This window comes from Streptomyces sp. NPDC056160, from assembly GCF_042268205.1.
Taxonomy (GTDB): Bacteria; Actinomycetota; Actinomycetes; order Streptomycetales; family Streptomycetaceae; genus Streptomyces.
Genome location: NZ_JBHJUW010000080.1, coordinates 18,483 through 38,687, shown reverse-complemented (window position 1 = coordinate 38,687; position 20,205 = coordinate 18,483). Strand labels below are relative to the sequence as shown.

14 protein-coding genes are annotated in these 20,205 nt (G+C 74.2%); 8 read left to right on the top strand and 6 right to left on the bottom strand.

Annotated features, from left to right (window positions below; genetic code table 11):
* On the bottom strand, positions 1-1,552 hold a 1,552-nt coding region (locus ACFC02_RS26415), incomplete at its 3' end, for a long-chain fatty acid--CoA ligase (RefSeq protein WP_376362016.1).
* A 235-nt stretch (positions 1,553-1,787) separates the two neighbouring features.
* Between ACFC02_RS26415 and hemA the strand changes: the two genes are divergently transcribed.
* Positions 1,788-3,014, top strand: coding sequence for a 5-aminolevulinate synthase (gene hemA, locus ACFC02_RS26410; protein WP_376362013.1), 1,227 nt, complete (start codon positions 1,788-1,790; stop codon positions 3,012-3,014).
* 233 nt (positions 3,015-3,247) lie between these two features.
* On the opposite strand, the gene ACFC02_RS26405 is transcribed toward hemA, so the two are convergent.
* Both ACFC02_RS26405 and ACFC02_RS26400 read right to left on the bottom strand, forming a co-directional pair.
* Positions 3,248-5,044 carry an ABC transporter ATP-binding protein gene (locus ACFC02_RS26405; RefSeq protein ID WP_376362010.1) on the bottom strand — a complete coding sequence of 599 codons (1,797 nt, stop codon included), beginning with the start codon at positions 5,042-5,044 and terminating at the stop codon, positions 3,248-3,250.
* Positions 5,041-6,780: an ABC transporter ATP-binding protein gene (locus ACFC02_RS26400; protein ID WP_376362007.1), complete on the bottom strand. Its 1,740-nt coding sequence runs from the start codon at positions 6,778-6,780 to the stop codon at positions 5,041-5,043. Before ACFC02_RS26400 ends, ACFC02_RS26405 begins: the two co-directional genes overlap by 4 nt.
* 319 nt (positions 6,781-7,099) lie before the next feature.
* On the opposite strand from ACFC02_RS26400, the gene ACFC02_RS26395 reads away from it, so the two are divergent.
* Genes ACFC02_RS26395 through ACFC02_RS26365 form a run of 7 tightly spaced genes read left to right on the top strand, consistent with a single transcriptional unit; the run spans position 7,100 to position 17,307 of the window.
* Complete coding sequence (locus ACFC02_RS26395; protein ID WP_376362004.1) at positions 7,100-8,173, top strand: NAD-dependent epimerase/dehydratase family protein; 1,074 nt, start codon at positions 7,100-7,102, stop codon at positions 8,171-8,173.
* 17 nt (positions 8,174-8,190) lie between these two features.
* Positions 8,191-10,125, top strand: coding sequence for an asparagine synthase (glutamine-hydrolyzing) (gene asnB, locus ACFC02_RS26390; protein WP_376362002.1), 1,935 nt, complete (start codon positions 8,191-8,193; stop codon positions 10,123-10,125).
* Entirely contained in the window at positions 10,115-11,335 is a 1,221-nt protein-coding gene (locus ACFC02_RS26385) for a Moenomycin biosynthesis protein MoeGT1 (RefSeq protein WP_376361999.1), read from the top strand. The genes asnB and ACFC02_RS26385 overlap by 11 nt, the downstream gene beginning before the upstream one ends.
* Positions 11,332-12,840 carry an asparagine synthase-related protein gene (locus ACFC02_RS26380; RefSeq protein ID WP_376361997.1) on the top strand — a complete coding sequence of 503 codons (1,509 nt, stop codon included), beginning with the start codon at positions 11,332-11,334 and terminating at the stop codon, positions 12,838-12,840. The genes ACFC02_RS26385 and ACFC02_RS26380 overlap by 4 nt, the downstream gene beginning before the upstream one ends.
* Positions 12,841-12,900: 60 nt before the next feature.
* Positions 12,901-14,409, top strand: coding sequence for a B12-binding domain-containing radical SAM protein (locus ACFC02_RS26375; protein ID WP_376361994.1), 1,509 nt, complete (start codon positions 12,901-12,903; stop codon positions 14,407-14,409).
* On the top strand, positions 14,399-15,718 hold the full coding sequence (locus ACFC02_RS26370; RefSeq protein ID WP_376361991.1) for a hypothetical protein: 1,320 nt from the start codon (positions 14,399-14,401) through the stop codon (positions 15,716-15,718). The genes ACFC02_RS26375 and ACFC02_RS26370 overlap by 11 nt, the downstream gene beginning before the upstream one ends.
* Positions 15,715-17,307 (top strand): carbamoyltransferase C-terminal domain-containing protein, encoded by a 1,593-nt coding sequence (locus ACFC02_RS26365; protein ID WP_376361989.1) that lies wholly within the window; start codon positions 15,715-15,717, stop codon positions 17,305-17,307. Before ACFC02_RS26370 ends, ACFC02_RS26365 begins: the two co-directional genes overlap by 4 nt.
* A 33-nt stretch (positions 17,308-17,340) precedes the next feature.
* Here ACFC02_RS26365 and ACFC02_RS26360 read toward each other — a convergent pair whose 3' ends face one another.
* From ACFC02_RS26360 to ACFC02_RS26350, 3 genes are read right to left on the bottom strand one after another with little or no spacing between them, the layout of a single operon-like run.
* Positions 17,341-18,159, bottom strand: coding sequence for a Moenomycin biosynthesis protein MoeN5 (locus ACFC02_RS26360; protein ID WP_376361986.1), 819 nt, complete (start codon positions 18,157-18,159; stop codon positions 17,341-17,343).
* Positions 18,156-19,097, bottom strand: coding sequence for a geranylgeranylglyceryl/heptaprenylglyceryl phosphate synthase (locus tag ACFC02_RS26355; RefSeq protein ID WP_376361983.1), 942 nt, complete (start codon positions 19,095-19,097; stop codon positions 18,156-18,158). The genes ACFC02_RS26360 and ACFC02_RS26355 overlap by 4 nt, the downstream gene beginning before the upstream one ends.
* Positions 19,094-20,179 (bottom strand): hypothetical protein, encoded by a 1,086-nt coding sequence (locus ACFC02_RS26350; RefSeq protein WP_376361980.1) that lies wholly within the window; start codon positions 20,177-20,179, stop codon positions 19,094-19,096. Before ACFC02_RS26350 ends, ACFC02_RS26355 begins: the two co-directional genes overlap by 4 nt.
* Between the last annotated feature and the right edge of the window lie 26 nt (positions 20,180-20,205).

Below are 20,205 nucleotides of genomic sequence, written 5' to 3'. Positions count from 1 at the left end.
GGGCGGTGAGGTCCGCGGTGAGCCGGCGTTTGAGGACCTTGCCGCTGGGGCCCAGCGGGAGCGCGCCGACGAACTCGACGCGCCTCGGGTACTTGTAGGCGGCGATGCGCTCCCTGCTCCAGGCGATGATCTCCTCGGCCAGACGGCCGTCCGGGGCGCGCCCCGGGCGCCGCACCACCACGGCGCACACCTCCTGGCCCAGGCGGGCGTCCGGGACGCCGACCACCGCGCACTGGGCCACCGCCGGGTGGGTGGCGAGCAGCTCCTCCACCTCCCGCGGGTAGACGTTGTAACCGCCGCGCACGATCAGGTCCTTCGTACGGTCGACGACGGTCAGGCGGCCGTCCGCGTCCAGGACACCCAGGTCGCCGGTGCGCAGCCAGCCGTCGACCAGCGCGGCCCCGGTCGCCCCGGGGTCGTCGAGGTAACCCGCCATGACGTTGTGGCCACGGACCACGATCTCGCCCCTCTGCCCCGCCGGCAGCGCCTCGACGCGGTCCGCCGTGCCGGGCCGGGCGATCCGCACCTCGACGCCCCTGATCGGGTGCCCCACCGTGCCGGGCCGCCGGGGCAGGCCCGGCTGGTTGTAGGCGACGCACGGGGAGGCCTCGGTCAGGCCGTAGCCCTCGTAGACCGGGCAGCCGAAGGCGGCTTCGAAGTCCGCCAGGACCTGGACGGGCAGGGCCGAGCCGCCGGAGTACGCCCGGTCGGGGCGGGGCCGCGCCGGGCTGTCGCGTACGGCCTGGAGCAGCGCGACGTACATCGTCGGCACCCCCATGAGCACGGTGCACCGCTCGGCGGTCATCAGCGCGAGCGCTCCTTCCGCGCTGAAGCGCCGCATCAGCACGAGGGTCGCCCCGGCGCGGAAGCACGTGCCCATGGCGCAGACCTGTCCGAAGGTGTGGAAGAGCGGCAGGGCGCCGAGCACCACGTCCTGGGGGCGCATGGCGAACGGTGCGAGCATCGTCGTGTCGATGTTCATCACCAGGTTGAAATGGCTGATCATGACGCCCTTGGGGCGGCCCGTGGTGCCCGAGGTGTAGAGGACGACCGCGATGTCGCCCGGGGCGCGCGGCACGGCGGCGTCCAGCGGCGGCGTGCCGGCGGCGAGCACGTCCAGGGCCGAAGGGCCCGCGGGGGCCGGGCCGGGGGCCGCCACGGTGAGCAGCGGGACCCGGGCCGCCTTCGCCGCCTGTTCGCCCTCGGCCAGCAGGGCACCCTCGCAGACCAGGGCCCGTGCGCCCGAGTGCCGCAGGATGTAGGTGATCTCCGCCGTCTTCAGCAGGGCGTTCACCGGGACCACGGTGGCGCCGGCGGCGAGCGCCCCGTAATAGGCCTTCGGGAACTCGGCGGTGTTGGACAGCAGCAGCGCCAGGCGGTCGCCGGGACCGACGCCCTGCCGGTGCAGCGCCGCCGCGTACCGCAGGGCGTCCTGCCACAGTGCGCCGTAGGGGACGCGCGCGCCGTCGGCCACCAGGGCGGTGGCGCCGGGGCGCAGCCGCGCGCTGTCGCCGAGGACGTGGGCCGCCGACAGGGTCGCACCGCCCGTCATCGCCGCCCGTCCGTCGCGGTGGGGTTCCGCGGACAGCTGACCGTCGCGGTGGGGCGGCAAGGGAATTGGGGAACCCGGGAAAAAGAATCTTCACCGGCGCCGGCGGCTTCACATTCGGTCATCTGCACTCCGCTTCGAGCGATTTCGAGAGCGTGCAACGCGCACTGTGCAAGCACCGCAGCGCATCCTACGATGGCCCGCGCCGGTTGGGAAGCGACAGGGAGTGGGCCCCGACATGTCCGAGTACATGGATTTCTTCGCTCGTCTCGCCGAGGAAACGGCCGAACGGAAAAGGGAGTTCCTCCAGCTCGGCCGTGTCGCCGGCCGATTCCCCGCCGCGGGCACCACGCACCATGGCGAAATCGCCGTCTGGTGCAGCAACGACTACTTGGGTATGGGGCAGCATCCGAAGGTTCTCGCCGCGATGAAGGACGCCGTCGACGAATACGGCGCGGGTTCCGGGGGTTCGCGCAACATAGGCGGCACGAACCACTGCCACGTGGCCCTGGAGGAGGAACTCGCCGCGCTGCACGGAAAGGAGGACGCGGTGCTGTTCACCTCCGGTTATTCGGCCAACGAGGGGGCGCTGTCGGTGCTCGCGGGACGCATCGACGACTGCGCCGTCTTCTCCGACCAGTTGAACCACGCGTCGATCATCGACGGGTTGCGGCACAGCGGCGCCGAGAAATTCATCTACCGCCACAACGACTGCGCGCACCTGGAGGAACTGCTGGCCTCCGTGGACGCCGGTCGGCCGAAACTCGTCGTCACGGAGTCGGTGCATTCGATGCGCGGGGACGTCGCCCCGCTGGCCCGGATCGCCGACCTCGCCCGGCGGTACGACGCGGTGACCTTCCTGGACGAGGTGCACGCCGTCGGCATGTACGGCCCCCAGGGGGCGGGCATCGCCGCGCGGGAGGGCATCGCCTCCTCCTTCACACTCGTGATGGGCACGCTCGCCAAGGGGTTCGGCATGACGGGCGGTTACGTGGCCGGGCCCACGGTGCTCATGGACGCGGTCCGCGCCTTCGCGCGCTCGTTCATCTTCACCACCGCGCTGCCTCCCGCGGTCGCCGCGGGCGCCCTCGCCGCGGTGCGCCACCTGCGGGGCTCCGAACAGGAGAGGGAGCGGCTGGCCGTCAACGCCCGTCTGCTGCACGGGCTGTTGCGCGAGCGCGGCATCCCGTTCCTGTCCGACCGGACCCACATCGTGTCCGTGCTGGTGGGCGAGGACCGCCTGTGCAAGCGGATGTCCGCCCGGCTGCTGGAGGGGTACGGCATCTACGTACAGGCCGTGAACGCGCCCAGTGTCCCGGCCGGTGAGGAGATCCTGCGGGTCGCGCCGTCCGCGGTGCACGAACCCGCCGCCGTACGGGAGTTCGCCGCCGCCCTGGACACCGTCTGGTCCGAGCTTAAGGCGCCGCGCGGGAGCCTGCCGCGCGAGGTCGCCCGCCTGCCGTGAGGCTGCACAGGCCCGGCCCCGGCTCACGGACGGCACCACCGGCCGCGTGCGGTCGCTCACCCCTCACCGGTGGGTGCACTCACACCGGCCGGTCTTCTCTCACCGGTCGGTGCTCTCTTCCGGTGGATGTCCTTGCTCCGGTCGGTGATCTCTCCCGGGGTGCCCTCTCACCGGTGGGTGCTCTCCCCCGGGGTGCCCTCTCACCGGTCGGTGATCTCCCCCGGGGTGCCCTCTCACCGGTCGGTGCCGCTGTCGCCCCCCGCCCAGATCCGCCGCATCTCCCGCGACGCGGCGAGCACCTCCTCCAGGGTTCCGGCCGCGTCCACCCGGCCGTCCTTGAGGACGACCACCCGGGCCGCCGCGCGCAGCAGCGCGGGCCGGTGCGTCACCGCGAGGACGGTGGCGCGCCGGGCCAGCAGCCGTTGCCACAGCAGGCGTTCGGTGTCGGGGTCGAGGGCACTGGAGACGTCGTCGAGGACCAGGAGCTCGGGGCGCCGGGCCAGCATCCGGGCGACGGCGACCCGTTGCAGCTGGCCGCCGGACAGCCGCAGCCCGCGCGGCCCCACGACGGTGTCCGCACCGTCCCGCATGGCGGCCAGGTCGGGGCCGAGCACCGCCGTGTGCACGGCACCGGTGAGGACGGCGGCGTCGTCGTCCGCGCCGATCAGCACGTTCTCGCGGACCGAGCCGCTGAACAGCCGGGGCGCCTGCGGGGTGTACCCGCAGCGCGGGGCGACGAGGAAGGCTGAGGGGTCGCGCACCGGTTCGCCGTTCCACAGCACGCTGCCGTGCTCGCACGGCACGAGTCCCAGCACGGCCCGCAGCAGCGTGGTCTTGCCCGCGCCGACACCGCCGGTCACCACGGTCACGCCGTGGCGTACGACGCTCAGGTCGACGTCGTGGACGCCGTGTCCGGTGCCGGCGTAGCGGGCGGTCAGTCCGCGTACGGTCAGCTCCCGCAGCGGGAGGCCGTCGCACGGTCGGCCGTCCGGGCCGTCGGGTCCGGCGTCGTCGGGCGGTTCGGGCGGGTGGGCGCCGAGGAACCCGGCGATCCGGGCGAGCGCCACGGAGACCCGCTGCAGGCGGACGGAGAGTATGCCGATCGAGGCCAGGGCTTCGGCCAGGATCTGCAGGTAGAACATGAACAGGGCCAGGTCGCCGACGCTGAACGCGCCGTGGCGGGCCCGCCCGGAGGTGAGCAGCAGCACCACGCCGACGCCGACCGGTGCCGCGTTGGCGATCACCGTGCGCTGCACCCCGGAGAAGAGTTCCTCACGCACGGCGGCCCGGGCGCGCGCGTCGTCGAGCCGGGCGATGTGCGCGCTCACGTGGTCCTCGGCGGCCGCGGCCTGGACGGCGCGGACGTTGCCGACCGCCTCCCGCAGCGCGCCGGCGACCCGGGCCGAGGCGGTGCGCGTGGTGCGCCGGTAGCGCAGGAACCGGCCGTGGACGGCGCCCGTGACCGCCGTGATCAGGACGAGCAGGACCAGCAGCGCGCTGGTGACGACGGCGTCGATGCGCATCATGAGCGTGACGGAGGCGATGACGAACAGCCAGTGCGCGAGGTTGGTCGGGGCCCAGGCGACGAAGAAGCCGGTCTCGTCGACGTCCTCGCCGACCGCGCGCAGCGTCTCCCCGGGCGTGCTCACCGTGGTTCCCGGCCGGCGCAGCGCGGTGCCCAGCAGCGCGTGGCGCAACCGGGCGGTGGTGCGGTACTGCACCCGCGGCTCCAGCCGGTTGATCATCACGCCGAACTGCAGGCACAGCCGTGCCGTCTCGACCGCGGCGACCCAGGCGATGAGCAGCCAGACCCCGTCGCCGCGGTCGAAGCCGTCGAACAGGCGCTGGAAGAGCAGTCCGACGGCGAGGGTCCCGGCCCGCAGCAGCACCCACAGGGCGGTCAGCGTCCAGTAGGCCGTGGCCGAACCGCGCAGGGCCGTCGTCAGCCGTCCGAGGGTGGTCCGTGCTCCGTCGGCCGGGCCCGCGCCGCCGGTGTCCTGGGCACCGGGTGCCGGTGGAGTGGTCTTCACGTGGTCCCCCGGCCGGTGTGCAGCAGTCCGTGGAAGCGGGAGGTCGGGTCGGCGGCCAGGGTGGTGCGGTGCCCGTCCTCGACGACCGCGCCCTCGTCGAGGACGAGGATGCGGTCGACGTGGCTCAGGGCGTGCGGCCGGTGCTGGACGACGACGGCCGTGCGGCCTGCGAGGAGGCGTTCCAGCGCGGGCAGCAGCAGCGCTTCGGTGTGCGGGTCGAGCCGCGCCGTGGGCTCGTCCATGAGCACCAGTGCGGGGTCGCGCAGGAACACCCGGGCGAGGGCGAGCAGTTGTTCCTCCCCGGCGGACATGCCGCGTCCGCCGGCGCCGAGCACGGTGTCGAGTCCGTCGGGCAGGGCGTGCCGCCAGTCGGTGAGTCCGGCCTCGTCCAGCGCGGCGCACAGCCGGTCGTCGTCGACGGCGGGGTCGTAGAAGGTCAGGTTCTCCCGGAGGGTGGCGTGGAAGACCTGGACCTCCTGGGTGACCAGGGCGACCCGGCGGCGCAGCGACCCGGTGTCGAGGGCGCGCACGTCCTGTCCGCCGACCCGCGCGGTGCCGTGCTCGGGGTGGTGGAGGGCGAACAGCAGCCGCAGGACGGTGGACTTGCCGCTTCCGGTGCGGCCGACGACGCCGAGCCGTTCCCCGGGCTCCAGCCGGAAGGACACCTCCCGCAGCACGGGCTCGCCGGGCTCGTAGGAGAAGGTCACGCGGTCGAGGGCGGCGGTGAGCGGTCCTGGGGGCAGGCGGCGTCCGGTGCCGGGGCGCGCGGTGTCCTGGGCGGGCAGCAGCTCCCGCAGCCGCCGTACGCAGACCGCCGCTTCCTCCAGGTCCTGGAAGCGGGTGGTGATCGCGAGCAGGGGGCGGCGCAGCAGCATGGCGTAGGAGAGGGCGGCGAAGGCCGTGCCGGTGGTGAGGCGGCCCTGGGAGTGCAGCCACACGCTGACGGCGAGGGCGAGGACGACGCTCGCGGTGGACAGGCCCTGTACGGTGGCGGGCCAGCGCACCGAGACGCGCGCCGCCCGGCGGGCCCGCCGGTACAGCTCGTCCTGGCGCGCCGTCAGGGCGGCGAGGGTCGCCTCACGGGCGCCGTTGACGCGCAGGTCCTCGGCGGCGGCCAGCCGCTCCTCCAGGAAGCCGAGGAGGTCGGCGGAGGACTGGCGGCGGGCGGCGACGAAGGGCATGGCGCGGCCGGCCAGGCGCCGCAGCAGGACGAGGGTGCCCGCGGCGAGCGGGGCGAAGACCAGGGCGAGGCGCCAGTCGAGCAGGAAGAGGGCGGCGAGGATGCCGACGGCCAGCAGGGCCTGCGCGGCGACTTCGAGGAGCAGTGCGGACATCACGGCGGCGAGGCGGGTGACGTCGCCGTCGATGCGGTCGACGAGTTCGCCGGGCGGGTGGCTCTGGTAGAAGCGTGCGCAGCGGCGCAGGCTGTGGTCGACCAGGTCGGCCCTGAGCCGGTTGGTGCCGCGCCAGGCGAGCCGGGAGGCGACGGCGTCGGTGGTGATGGTCGCCGCGAGCAGGCCGAGGGCGGCGGCCAGGTACCACAGGGCGACGCCCAGCAGGGCGTCGGAGGGCCGCTGCGAGAGCGTGTCGTCGACGAACCGGCGCAGCAGGTAGGGGGCGGCGAGCTGGAGTGCGATGCCGAGCGGCACGAGCACCGCCAGCAGTGCGACGGCCGGCCGTTCGCCGCGCAGATAGCGGATCAGCAGGGACAGCTGCCGTAACGGACTGGCCGTCAACGCGTTCCTCCCCCTTCGCCGGGCGGCGGAAAGCCCCAGGATAAAGTCCGGCCCGCTCGGGGGGAATCGTGCGTGACCCGGGGAAATGCGGACCGTTGCTGCGGTTTCGGCGCGCTGCTAGACTCCACGGGTCTTCTGGGCCGATTGATCGCGTTCGACAGCGGAGTGGGCCGACTGTTTTCGGCCACAATTCCTTGGCCCTGTTTTCTTCCGGGTGCGTCCGAGGGACCGTGGTCCCGGCCGTCCGGTGCCCGGGGCCGGCACCAGCACAGAGCACCGCCTTGAACATTCGGGTTCGTTCGACGCAAGGGGGATTCTCATGTCGGGTGACGCGCGGGACGAGGACGGCGCGGCCGGGAAAGATCCCGGCGGGTCCACCGGGAAAGCTCCCGCTCAGACCGGGAAAGTGGTGGTCACGGGGGCGGCCGGTTTCATCGGATCGCACCTCGTGGAATCCCTCAGGCGCGGCGGCGCACACGTCGTGGGGATTGATCGTAAAGCGTCCTGGACGGAGCGTGAGATCCAGCCCTCCGCGACGATGGGATCATTACACGCCATCCGCGGTGACCTCGCCTTCTCGGATCTTGCGGAATGTCTGGAAGACGCCTCCGTCGTCTTCCACTTGGCCGCGTTACCGGGCGTCCGGCCGTCCTGGACGCAGTTCCCCGAGTATCTGCACTGCAACGTGCTGGCCACCCAGCGCCTGATGGACGCGTGCGTGCGCGCCGGGGTCCCCCGCGTGGTCATGGCCTCGTCGTCGAGCGTGTACGGCGGCGCGGAGGGACGGATGAGCGAGGACGACCTGCCGCGCCCCCTGTCACCCTACGGCGTCACCAAACTGGCCGCGGAACGTCTCGCGCTCGCCTTCGCCGCCCGCCGGGACGCCGCGCTCACGGTCAGCGCCCTGCGCTTCTTCACCGTGTACGGCCCGGGGCAGCGCCCCGACATGTTCATCTCCCGGGTCATCGGCGCGGCCCTGCAGGGCAGGCCCATCGAGGTGTACGGCGACGGCACGCAGGTACGCGACTTCGTGCACGTCTTCGACATCGTGCGCGCGCTGACCCTCGCGGCCGGCGCCCCGGGACGCGGCAGCACCGTCCTGAACGTGGGCACGGGCAGCGCCTCCTCGGTCAACGAGGTCCTCGCCCTCACCGGCGAGCTGACCGGCGTGCGGCCCGACGTGCGGTACGGGGCCGCGCGCATCGGCGACGTGCGCTGCACCACCGCGGACGTCTCCCGGGCCGAGCGGCGGCTCGGGTTCACCGCGCGCACGCCGCTGCGGGCCGGGCTCGCCACCCAGGTCGAGTGGGCCAGGCGGACGCTGACGGCGTCGCCGCACGCCCCGACGACCGGCGGCGGACGCATCGGGATGACGCCCACCGACCGGGCGTAGCCGGCATGTGCGGCTTCGTGGGATTCAGCGACGCGGGCGGCGGCCGGGCGCCGGCCCCGGACACCGCCCGGCGGATGCTCGCCGCGGTGGCGCACCGCGGGCCCGACGGCTCCAGCTGGTGCCACCACCGGGGCGTGACCTTCGCGCACTGCGCGCTGACCTTCGTCGACCCGGACCGGGCGCGCCAGCCGCTGCGTTCCGCCGGCGGGGCGACCGTGCTGGTCCTCAACGGGGAGATCTACAACCACGCCGAGCTGCGTCGGGAACTGCGCGCCGAGGGCGTGCGGTTGCGCACCGGCAGCGACACCGAGGTGCTCGTCGAGCTGTACGAGCGCCGCGGCATGGCGGTGCTGGAGCGGCTGCGCGGCATGTACGCGTTCGCGCTGCACGACGCGCGCACGGCGACCACCGTGCTGGCCCGCGACCCGATGGGCAAGAAGCCGCTGTACTACACCCGCGTCCCGGACGGTCTCGCCTTCGCCTCCGAACTGACCGCGCTGCTGCGCCACCCCGGCACCCCGCGCACCCCCGACCCGGCGGCGCTGGCCCGCTACCTGACGCTCCAGGCGTTCTGCGCGCCCGGCTCGGCGGTGGCCGGCGTACACAAGGTGCGCCCCGGCCACTACGTGACGTTCAGCGGCGGCGCGCTCACCGAGACGGAGTTCTGGCGGCCCCGGCTGGATCCCGGGCCACGGGTTCCCGTACGGCAGGCCGCCACCCGGTTCGAGGAGCTGTTCCGCGCGGCCGTGGCCCGCCGGGTCCGCAGCACCGAACGGCGCCTGGGCGTGCTGCTCAGCGGCGGGCTGGACTCCAGCGCGGTGGCCGCCGTGGCCCAGCAGCTCTCCCCGGGCTGGCCGGTGCCGACCTTCAGCGCGGGCTTCGCCGACCGGGACTTCGACGAGAGCAGGCACGCCCGCGCGGTCGCCCGCCACCTGGGCACCGAGCACCACACGGTCCGCATCACGGGCCGCGACCTCGCCGACGTGGTGGAGGCCGAGTACGCCGCGGCCGACGAGCCGCTGGCCGACCCGTCGCTGCTGCCGACGCGCATCGTCTGCCGGGCCGCCCGGCAGCAGGTGCGCGGAGTGCTCAGCGGGGACGGCGCCGACGAACTGCTCCTGGGCTACCGGTACTTCCAGGCCGAGCGGGCCATCGAGACGCTGCTGCGGCTGATGCCGGCGCACCGGCTGGAGTCGCTGCTGCGCGCACTCGTGCGGGCGCTGCCCGCCCGTTCGGGCAACCTGCCCCTCTCCGCGGCGCTGCGGCTGCTGGCCCGGGGCCTGCGGGCGGCGCCCGAGCACCGTTTCTACCTCTCCACGGCCCCCTTCCAGCCGGGCGAACTGACCGCCCTGCTCCATCCGGACGCCCGCGCCGCCGCCCTGTCCGGGCCCGGCCCGTTCGCGGAGATCTCCCGGCTGCTCGACGGACAGGACGGCCTCACCGGCGTGCAGCGCAGCCAGCTCGCCGTCTTCGCGCACTTCCTGCGCGACGTCATCCTCACCAAGACCGACCGCGGCGGCATGCGCGGCGCCCTGGAGGTGCGCTCGCCCTTCCTCGACCTGGACCTGGTCGAGTACGTCAACTCCCTGCCCACGGCGCTGAAACTGCGCCGCCTGACCGGCAAGCACCTGCTGCGCCAGGTGGCGGCGGACTGGCTGCCGAAGGACATCGTCCACCGCACCAAACTGGGCTTCCGCGCCCCGCTGGCGTCCCTGTTGCGCGAGGAGCTGCGCCCGCTGCTCCTGGACACCCTCGCGCCGTCCGCGCTGCGCCGCGACGGGCTGTTCGACGCGCAGGCCGTGCGCCGCCTGACCGACGACCATCTCCGCGGCGGGCACGACACCTCGCGCAAGCTGTGGGCCCTGCTGGCCTACCAGCTCTGGTACCGCGACCTGACCTCCTCCTCCCCCGCTCACCTCGCCCTCCCCGAGGAGACCCACCGTGCTCCCTGACCGCCCGACCATCCAGGTGCTGTCCCCCCGGACCTGGGGGGAGTTCGGCAACTACCTCGCCGCGACCCGCTTCTCCCGCGCGCTGCGCACCTCCGTCGAGGCGGAGGTCACGCTGCTGGAGGCGGAGCCGATCCTGCCCTGGCTGGGCGAGGCCGGCGCCGAGATCCGCACCATCTCCCTGACCAGCCCGGACGCGGCGACCCGCACCAGGCGTTACATGGGTCTCATGGGCCGGCTCCAGGAGCGGTTCCCGGCCGGTTTCGAGGCCGCTCCCACGCCCGCGCAGCGCGCCGCGCTCGCCCCGCTCGCCGCGCACCTGACGACGACGGCGCCGGACGTCGTGGTCGGCACCAAGGGTTTCGTGGCACGGCTGTGCGTGGCCGCCGTACGGCTGGCCGGGGTCCGCACCCGGGTGGTCAGCCACGTCACCAACCCGGGTCTGCTGCAACTCCCCCTGCACCGCAGCCCGTACCCGGACCTGACCCTCGTCGGCTTCGACTGGGCCCGCGACCACCTGCTGGCCGAGTGCGGCGGCGATCCCGAGCGGGTGCGGGTGGTCGGCCCGCTGGTCGCCCAGCACGATCTGCGCTCCTTCATGACCAGCGGGTCCGCCCAGCCCGCCGAGGAGGCGCAGGGCCCCTGGGGAGGCGACGACGACCCCGGCCGGCCGCGCCTGATCGTGTTCTGCAACCGGGGCGGCGACGTCTACCTGGACCTGGTGCGGCACATCGCGGACACCCACCCGGACACCGACCTGGTCTTCGTCGGGTACGACGACCCGGAACTGGCCCAGCGCGCCGCCGCCGGGGCCGCCCGCCTCGCGCACTGGCGCTTCCACAGCCGCCTGACCCAGGCCCAGTACTTCGAGTACATCGACCGTGCCGCCCGCGCCCCGCACGGCCTGCTCCTCTCCAAGGCGGGGCCCAACACCACACTCGAGGCGGCGTACTTCGGCATCCCGGTGCTGATGCTGGAGTCGGGGCTGCCGATGGAGCGGTGGGTGCCGGGGCTGATCCACGAGCACGGTCTGGGCCGGGCCTGCGCCGGCCCGGAGGAACTGCTGCGCACCGTCGACGACTGGCTCACCCGTCCCGCGACGATCGAGACGCACAAGAAGGCCGCCGTCTCCTTCGCGGAGTCCGTGCTCGACCAGGACGCGGTGACCGCCCGCATCGGGGCCGCGGTCCGGCCCCTTCTGGAGGCCAGGTGAGGCCCCGGCTGCGGCTGGTCGCGGGCCCCGACGGCGTCCGTGCCGAGGGCGACGAGGAGGTGCGGCTCGGGCACGTGCTGCGCGGCGACCCGCTCGCCGACGGGCCGCCGCCCGAGGGCGTCTTCGCCGCCTGGAGCTGGGACGGCGAACGCCTGCGCGCCCGCAACGACCGGTACGGCATGCACCCGCTCTACTACCGCGCCGACGGCGCCCGCCTCGCCCTCTCCCCCGACCCGCTCGCCCTGCTCGTCCCCGGCGAGAGCGCCGCGCTCGACCACGACGCGCTGGCCGTCTTCGTCCGCCTCGGCTTCTTCCTGGGCGAGGACACGCCCTTCGCCGCCGTCCGCGCGCTGCCCCCCGCCGCCACCCTGACCTGGTCGCGCGCGGGCCTGCGTCTGCGGTCGGCGGCGCCCGCCCCGGCCGGGCCCGCCGCCATGAGCCGGGCGCAGGCCGTGGACGGGTTCGTCGACCTCTTCCGCGCCGCCGTGGCCCGGCGGCTGCCCCACCGGCCCTACGCCCTCCCGCTGAGCGGCGGCCGCGACTCCCGGCACATCCTGCTCGAACTGTGCCGCCAGGGCGCCGCTCCCCGGCTGTGCGTGAGCGGCGCCAAGTTCCCGCCCGACCCGGGCGCCGACGCCGAGGTCGCCGCCCGGCTCGCCGCACGGCTCGGCCTGGCGCACCGCACCCTGCCCCGGCCGCGCTCGCAGTTCCGGGCCGAACTCGCCGCGAACCCGGCCCAGGGCATGGGCACCCTCGACGGCGCCTGGACGCTGCCGCTGCAGGCGTGGCTGCGCCGCCACGGCGGCCTGTCCTACGACGGGCTCGGCGGGGGCGAGCTGGCGCAGAACCCGAGCATCGACCTCATCCGGCGCACCCCCTACGACCCGGCGGCGCTGCCCCGGCTGGCCGACCGGCTGCTGGCGGCCGGCCGCACCGGCGCACACGTCGAGCACCTGCTCGGGCCGCGCACCGCACGGCTGTGGAGCCGGGAGCGCGCCCGCGACCGGCTCGTGACCGAACTCGCCCGGCACGCGCCGGCCGCCCTCCCGCTCGGCTCGTTCTTCTTCCACAACCGCACCCGGCGCTCCATCGCCCTGGCCCCCTTCGCGCTGGGCGGCGACCGGCTCGTGGTCCACACGCCGTACCTCGACCACGCGCTGGTCGACCACCTGTCCTCGGTGCCCTCCCGCCACCTCCTGGACGGCACGCTGCACGACGAGGCGCTGCGCCGCGCCTACCCGGCCCACGCCCGCCTCGGCTTCGCCGCCGCCGTGCCGCAGCGGTACGGCGCCTTCCTGGTCGCGCACCGGCTGGCGTACCTCGTGCGGCTGCTGACCCACGCGGCGTGCGCCGAACCGCACTGGTGGCGCGGCACCGACCGGGTCCTGCCGCGGCTGCTGGCCGCAGGCCGCGGGCCCGGCGCCGCCAGACGGGTCAGCCGCCTGCAGCCCCTCGCCCTGTACCTCCTCCAGCTGGAGTCCCTCGCAACCGGACGCACTTCCTGAGCGGCCCACCGGCCCCTGGCACCGGCCGGTCGGGCACGACCCCCCGAAGGAGGGGACAGCATGCGGAAGACACTGCCCGTCATCAGCACCGGTCCGGCGACGGGGTCGGGCGGCTGCTCGACCACCGCCGCGGCACCGGCCAGGCCGGGACTGCCCCGGTGGCGCCGGCGCACCCTGCGCATCGCCCTGGTCCGCCACCACGACCTGTGCCTGAACACCCGTCAGATCACGCAGATCCAGAAGCGCGCCGGGGTCCTGCCGCACCTCGGGCTCGGCTACATCCACACCGCGCTGAAGACGGCCGGGTTCCACAACGTCATCCAGATCGACACCCCCGCCCTGGGCCTGGACGCCGAGGGGCTGCGCCGCCTGCTCGCCGACTTCGCACCGGACCTGGTCGGCGTCAGCACCACCACCCCCGGACTGCCCGGCGCCGTCGAGGCCTGCGAGGTGGCCAAGAGCACCGGCGCCAAGGTGATCCTCGGCGGCCCGCACACCGAGGTCTACGCCCACGAGAACCTGTACCACGAGTGCATCGACTACGTCGGTGTCGGCGAAGGCATCACGATCATGCCGGAGCTGGCGGAGGCCCTGGAGCAGGGCGAGAAGCCCGAGGGCATCCGCGGCCTGGTCTCCCGCGACCACGACGGCGGCGCGGCGCCCATGGTGAACCTGGAGGAGGTCGGCTGGCCCGAGCGCGGCGGCCTGCCCATGGACCGCTACTACTCGATCATGGCGCCCCGGCCGTTCGCCACGATGATCTCCAGCCGCGGCTGCCCCTTCAAATGCAGCTTCTGCTTCAAACAGGCAGTCGACAAGAAGTCGATGTACCGCAGCCCCGAGGACGTCGTCGGCGAGATGACCGAACTGAAGGACCGCTGGGGGGTGAAGGAGATCATGTTCTACGACGACGTGTTCACCCTGCACCGCGGCCGGGTCCGCGAGATCTGCGCGCTGATCGGCGAGCGCGGCCTGAAGGTGCGCTGGGAGGCGCCCACCCGGGTCGACCTGGTGCCCGAACCGCTGCTGAAGGCGATGGCCGGGGCGGGCTGCGTACGGCTGCGGTTCGGCATCGAGCACGGCGATCCCGAGATCCTGCGCCGGATGCGCAAGGAGAGCGACATCGAGAAGATCGAGAAGGCCGTCACCTCGGCGCACGAGGCCGGCATCAAGGGCTTCGGCTACTTCATCGTGGGCTGGCTCGACGAGAGCCGGGAGCAGTTCCGGCGCACCGTCGACCTGGCCTGCCGGATACCGCTGGACTACGCGAGCTTCTACACGGCGACCCCGCTGCCCGGGACACCGCTGCACACCGAGTCGGTGGAGGCCGGACGGATCCCCGCCGACTACTGGGACCGGTTCGTGCGGGGCGAGTTCGACAGCCGGATCGGCTATCTCGTCCCGGACGCCCAGCGCCGGGCCCAGGCCGCCTACCGGGCGTTCTTCCTGCGCCGCGGCATGGTCAAGCCGTTGCTGAGCCACATGGCCGCGACCGGCCAGTGGCGCAACACGCTGGACGGCCTGCGCAGCCTCGCCCGTTCGACCTCCAACACCGACCGTGACTTCTGAGGCGGCCCGCCCGGACACCCGGCCGCGTCCGGGCCCGCCCCCGAGACTCAACGAGCCCCTGCCCGCCCGCGCCCGGGCCCGCCGGGACGAGCCGTGGTGGCTGCGCCACCTGCGCCGCAGCATGGCCCGCGGCTACCGGCCGCCCGCGTCCTGGACCGTCCCGGTGCGGCACGTCCTGCCGCGGACCGGGGGAACAGGCGGCACCCCGGACGGGCCGGACGCGACGGACGGGACCGGGGCGGGCGCGGACGGGACCGGGGCGGGTGCTCGGGGCGCCGCCGCGGTGCTGAGCACCGGTGTGCGGCCCGCGCTGGCGCTGGTCGCCCCGACCTGTGTCTCGCGCGGGACGCTCCAGGAGCAGGAGGACCGGCTCGACGCCCTCCTCGACCAGCTCGCCGCGACGGAGGCGGCGCACCCCGGGACACCGGTCGCGCTCTTCCTCGGCATGCAGTGGGCCGACGCCGGGGAGGAACGCGAGGCACTGCGGCGGCTGCGGGAGCTGGTGGCGCGGGCCCGGGCCCGGATGCCGCGGCTGCCGGTGTGCGGTCTGTCACTGCCCGGCCCGGGCAAGCCCCGCACCCTGAACGCCGCCATCGAAGTGGCCGAACTCCTCGGCTGCGTGGGCGTGGCATGGGTCGACGACGACGTGACACCCGCCGACGGGTGCCTGGCCCGGATGGTCCGCGACTTCCTGGCGGCCGGCTGCCGGGGCGCGGTGGGCGCCACGAAGGTCCCGCACACCAAGCAGTACGCCACCTCGCGGCTGCTGGCCCGGGCCAAGGCCGTCGCGGCGCCCGCGGTGAACTACCCGCACGGCTGCTGCATCCTGGTGGCCACGGACGTGGTGTCCGGCGGCATGCCGGGCCGGTACGTCTCCGACGACGGGTACGTCTGCTTCCGCCTCCTCGACGCACGCCTGCCCGACCCGCTGGCCCACCTGCGGCTGGTGCCGGACGCCCGATGCCACTACTTCGTCGCCGGTCCCGCGGGCGAGACCCGTCGCAGGATTCGCCGGCTGCTGCTCAACCACCTCGTCGACCTCGCCGACTGGCCGCTGCCCGCGGCCCGTTACTACTTCCGGCACGTCCTCTTCTCCGGCCTGTGGCCGCTGACCGGCTTCGACGGCTCCCGGGGCGTGCGCCACGGGGCCCGGAAGGCGGCGATCAAATGGCTGTACTTCGCCTGGTTCGCGAGCGTGGGCGCCGAGCTGTACCTGCGCGGGCTGGCCGGCCGGCCACTGCGCCGCATCGAGTGGGCCCCTTACTCGGCGGTCCGCACCCCCTCCCCTGCTGACCAGGAGCGCCGATGAAGGTACTGTCCCTGCACTCCGCCGGTCACGACACCGGCGTCGGCTACTTCGAGGACGGCCGGCTCGCGTTCGCCGTCGAGACCGAACGGCTCACCCGCGTCAAGCACGACCACCGCAGCGACATCGCCCTGCGGCACGTGCTGTCCCAGCCGGGGGTGGACGCCGACGGGATCGACCTGGTGGCGGTGAGCACCCCGGTGCGCAGCGCGCTGCTGAAGATCCCCGACCTGGACGAGGCGATGCGGCGCATCGGGGCGGGCGCGCCGCACCACCGCACGGTGTGCGACCTGCTCGGGCGGCGGGTGGAGTGCGTCGTCGTCACCCACGAGGTGTCGCACGCCGCGCTGGCCGCGCACTACGCCGGCCACGAGGACGGCACCCTGGTCCTGGTCAACGAGGGCCGCGGCCAGCTCACCCGCAGTTCCCTGTTCCGGGTCGAGGGCGCCGCGCTGGCCTGGGTCGCCAAGGATCCGCTGCCCTGGTACGGCAACGGCTTCGGCTGGACGGCGATCGGCCACCTGCTGGGGTTCGGCAAGAGCCCGAGCGTGGCCGGCAAGGTGATGGCACTGGGCGGCTACGGCTGTCCGGATCCCGCCGTCCGGGAGCAGTTGGAGGCCGTCGACCCCCGGGTGATGCACGACCTGGGCCTGGCCGAGGAGGTGCGGGCCCGGCTCGCCGAACGTCCCGAGTTCGCGCCGGAGTTCGAGACTGCGGCCCATGTCGTGGCCACCTTCCAGGAGTTGTTCACGCAGGCCGTGCACGCGGTCCTGGACCGGTACGCCACCCGTACCGGCGCGGAGATCGGGCCGCTCGCCCTGGGCGGCGGCTGCGCCCTGAACATCGTCGCCAACTCGGCGCTGCGCGGGGCCTTCGGCCGGGACATCGCCATCCCGCCCGCCTGCGGCGACGCGGGCCATCTCGCGGGTGCCGGCGTCTACGCGCTGACGTACGTCCTCGGGCAGCAGCCGGCCCCGATCGACGTCTACGGCAACGGCTCCGGCGAGGCCCCGGCCGACGTCCTGGCCGCCCTCGATCAGGCGGGACTGACGGCCCGGCCGTACGAGGCGACCGAGGTGGTCCGGGTGCTGGCCGACGGCGGTGTGGTGGCCTACGTGGAGGGCGCCGCGGAACTGGGGCCGCGCGCCCTCGGACACCGCTCCCTGCTGGGCAGCCCGGCCGTGCCCGGCATGCGCAAGCGGATGAGCGAGGAGCTCAAGCGGCGCGAGTGGTACCGGCCGCTGGGGGCGGTGATGCGCGAGGAGCGCTTCGCCGAGCTGTACCCGGGCGACCACCCCTCGCCGTACATGCTCTTCGAGTACCTGCTGCCCGAGGGCACCGCGCCCGAGGCCCGGCACGTCAACGGCACCTGCCGCATCCAGACCCTGGGCCCCGGCCGGCACCGCCTGCACGGGCTGCTCGCCGACTTCGAGGCGGCCACGGGCGTGCCGGCCCTGATCAACACCTCGCTGAACGGTCCCGGCCGGGCCATCGCGCACACGGCACGCCACGTCCTGGAGGACTTCGCGGACAGCGACGTCGACCTGTACGTCTTCGACGACGTGACGGCCCACCGCAAGGGGACCCGGTAGGCCGTCGCCGTGCGCCCTCGCGCGCGGGGCCGGTCAGGGCGCCGCGTGCAGGGGGAGCAGCCGGTCCAGGACGTCGGCGGTGTACAGCTGTGTCACCGGCTCCAGACCGAGGGCGGCCGGCTGCTCCCGCACCGCGTCCAGGGCGTCGGCCCGCAGCCGCCGCAGCAGAGCGGCGACGTCCTCGGCGGGTACGGCGCCGGTGCGCACCAAGTGGCCGAGGTTGCCCGCGCGTTCGCCGTGCCGGTCGTAGTCGGTGAGGTCGTCGGCGATGGTGATGATCGTCCCGAACGCCTCGGCGAAGCGGCGTGCGGGCCCCACGGACCCTCTGGCCCGGCCGCAGAGGGCGGCCAGTGCGCCGTAGCAGCCCAGGAAGGCCGCTCCGTAGGTGCTGGCGCCGTCCCGCCACTCGTCGAGGGTGCGGGCGCGGTGGCTCTTGACGCGGATCTGACCGGTGCAGACGGTGGTGAAGTCGTGTTCCAGGACGTCGGTGACGTCCCGGGCGTCCTCCGCGAGCGCGCACATCTCCCGCAGGGCCGTCAGGTGCAGGTGCAGGCAGAGGCAGGCCAGTTCGACGCGGTCGAGTCCGGTGTCGTCGTCCATGAGGTCGTCGAGGAGTTTCATGGCGACGATGTCCAGGGCGAGGGCGCGGGCGACCCGGGCGCGCAGCGGCGGGTCGGTGATCCACTCGGTCAGGAAGTGCGGCACGCGCAGGTAGAGCCGCAACGCCGCGGTGTGCTCCACGAGTCGGGCCGATCCGCCGTTGCGGGCGACGAAGCCGGCCACGTGGTCCCGGTTGGCCGACTCGGTGGCGAGCATCGCGGCGGTGTACGTCTCGGGCAGGGCGCCGGTCACCGTGCCGCCCCCGCCATCTCGGTCAGGGTCGAGCGCCAGTCCAGGTGTTCCAGCGCCCCGGCGAAGCCCACGTAGTCGGCGCCGGCCTCCAGGTAGGCGTCGACGTGGTCGCGGCGGCGCACGTTGCCGCTGACGAAGAGGATCTGGCCGGGGTCGAGCCGGTCCCGGAAGTGGCGCACGACCTCGGCCGGCACCCGGGCGTAGCGCGAGTACAGGTAGACCATGTGGAAGCCGAAGCTGCGGGTGACCGCGATGTGCCGGTCGATCTGCTCGGTGCCGGCGGTGGCGACCGGCACGGTGCCGAGCAGGTCTCCCGTCTTGTGGTCCTCGCCGAAGGTGAGGGCGACGGTGAGCAGCAGTTCGGGCCAGCGCGCGAGCTCCGCACGGGCGGGCAGCGCGGCGACGGTCTCCAGGTAGCTCTTCCAGACGTAGTAGTCGTCGCGGGAGCCGAGCAGCGCGGGCAGCATCACGGCGTCGGCGCCGCGGGCCAGTGGGAACCCGGCGCCCTTGCGGGGCGGGAAGTGCAGCAGGACCGGGAGGCTGCTGACCTCCTTGATCGCCGCGATGTAGGGGTTCATACGGGTCTCGAAGGACTCGTAGTCGGTGCTGGCGAGGATGATGGCCGGGAAGCCCAGGTCGTCGAGGACCTTCGCCTTCTCCACGGCCTCCTCCTGCGGCACCTTGAACGGGTCGATGATGTGGACCGGTCCGCGGGCGTGACCGCGCAGCCGGGTGAGGACGTCCCCCGGGCCGAGCAGTGCCGGCTGCGTGCGGGCGGTGTCGTGCGGGACCGGGTGTGGTGTCGGGCGCACCGGCCTTACCCCCTTGTCGTCCGGTCGTGCGTCTGTCGTACGTCCTGGGCGTGCGGCCTCGTACGCCCAGGACGTCCTGGCGTACGTGCCGTCGTACGTGCTGTCGTGGTCGGTCCGTGTCGTCACGCGTGGGGCGCGTGGTCCGCCCGTGCGGTCGCCGACGGCGCGAGCACGGCCGCGGCTCTGGCCAGTGCGGCGACGACGGACGCGGTGGTGTAGAGGGCGTTGCCGTCCAGGACCAGCGAGCCGAGCGCGGCCTTGCCGCGCCGCCCGCGCTCCCAGTGCTGCCTGGCGTCCGGGTCCCGTTCCAGGGGTCCGGGCACACGGCACCAGGCGGTGGGCCGCCAACTTCCGTCCGCCCGCTGGGAGTCGGTGAGGTACGCCACCGCCCGGCGGGCGGCGTCGGCGGTCGGTTCGGCGGCCGCGGCCACGGCGGCGCGCAGCGCGAAGGCGGTGGCGAAGGCCGACCCGGCGGGTTCCTGGGCGGTGCGTACGGCGCCGTCCGGGCCGATCCGCGCCGCGGCCCACCGGGCGCCGTGGCGCGCGGAGGGGCCCGGCGGGTCCGCACGGTCCGCGGTGAGCGCTTCGACCGCCAGCGCGGTGGGGTACTCGCGGTCGGGCCACCAGTAGGCGGGCCAGGCCCCGTCGGGGCGCTGGATGCGGCGGAGCCGGTCCAGCAGCCGTTCGCGGATGGGCAGGCGGCGCAGTCCGGCTGCCGCCGCGGTCACGCAGGGGTGGCTCGCGTACCAGGCGTCCCAGCGGGGTGCCACCCGCTCCAGGAAGGGCTGGGCGATCTGGGGCAGGTAGCTGGAGATGCCGTCGTCGGGCTGGAGGTGGGCCGCGACGAAGCGGTAGCCCTCGTCGGCGCGGGGGCCGGTGTCCTCGCCGAGTGCCTCGGCCAGGCGCAGGACCCAGGAGGTGATGTCGGCGTCGCCGGGTACGCGCGGGCAGTACCCCCAGCCGTCCGAGGGACCGCGGGAGCGGCGCAGCAACTGCCAGGAGCCGGCCGCCGCCGCGCGCCCCGGTCCGTCGGGCAGTTCCGCGAGGCAGGCTCCGACGAAGGCGGTGGCCCAGAATTGCCCGGGGCCGCGGACTTCGTAGTCGTTCCACCAGCCGTTCTCGTCGCGCGCCGACCGGAGGAATTCCGTTGCCGCGCCCAGGGCTTGCCGGACCGATTCATCGAGGGGTAATCGCTGTGCACCGTTCACGTACTCTCCATTCCGGGGAGAGGCGA

What these genes read in the sequence shown, in the direction of transcription:
- ACFC02_RS26375 (WP_376361994.1), top strand. Translation starts at nt 12,901, where the DNA reads ATGCGGAAGACACTGCCCGTCATCAGCACCGGTCCGGCGACGGGGTCG.
- ACFC02_RS26395 (WP_376362004.1), top strand. Translation starts at nt 7,100, where the DNA reads ATGTCGGGTGACGCGCGGGACGAGGACGGCGCGGCCGGGAAAGATCCC.
- ACFC02_RS26365 (WP_376361989.1), top strand. Translation starts at nt 15,715, where the DNA reads ATGAAGGTACTGTCCCTGCACTCCGCCGGTCACGACACCGGCGTCGGC.
- hemA (WP_376362013.1), top strand. Translation starts at nt 1,788, where the DNA reads ATGTCCGAGTACATGGATTTCTTCGCTCGTCTCGCCGAGGAAACGGCC.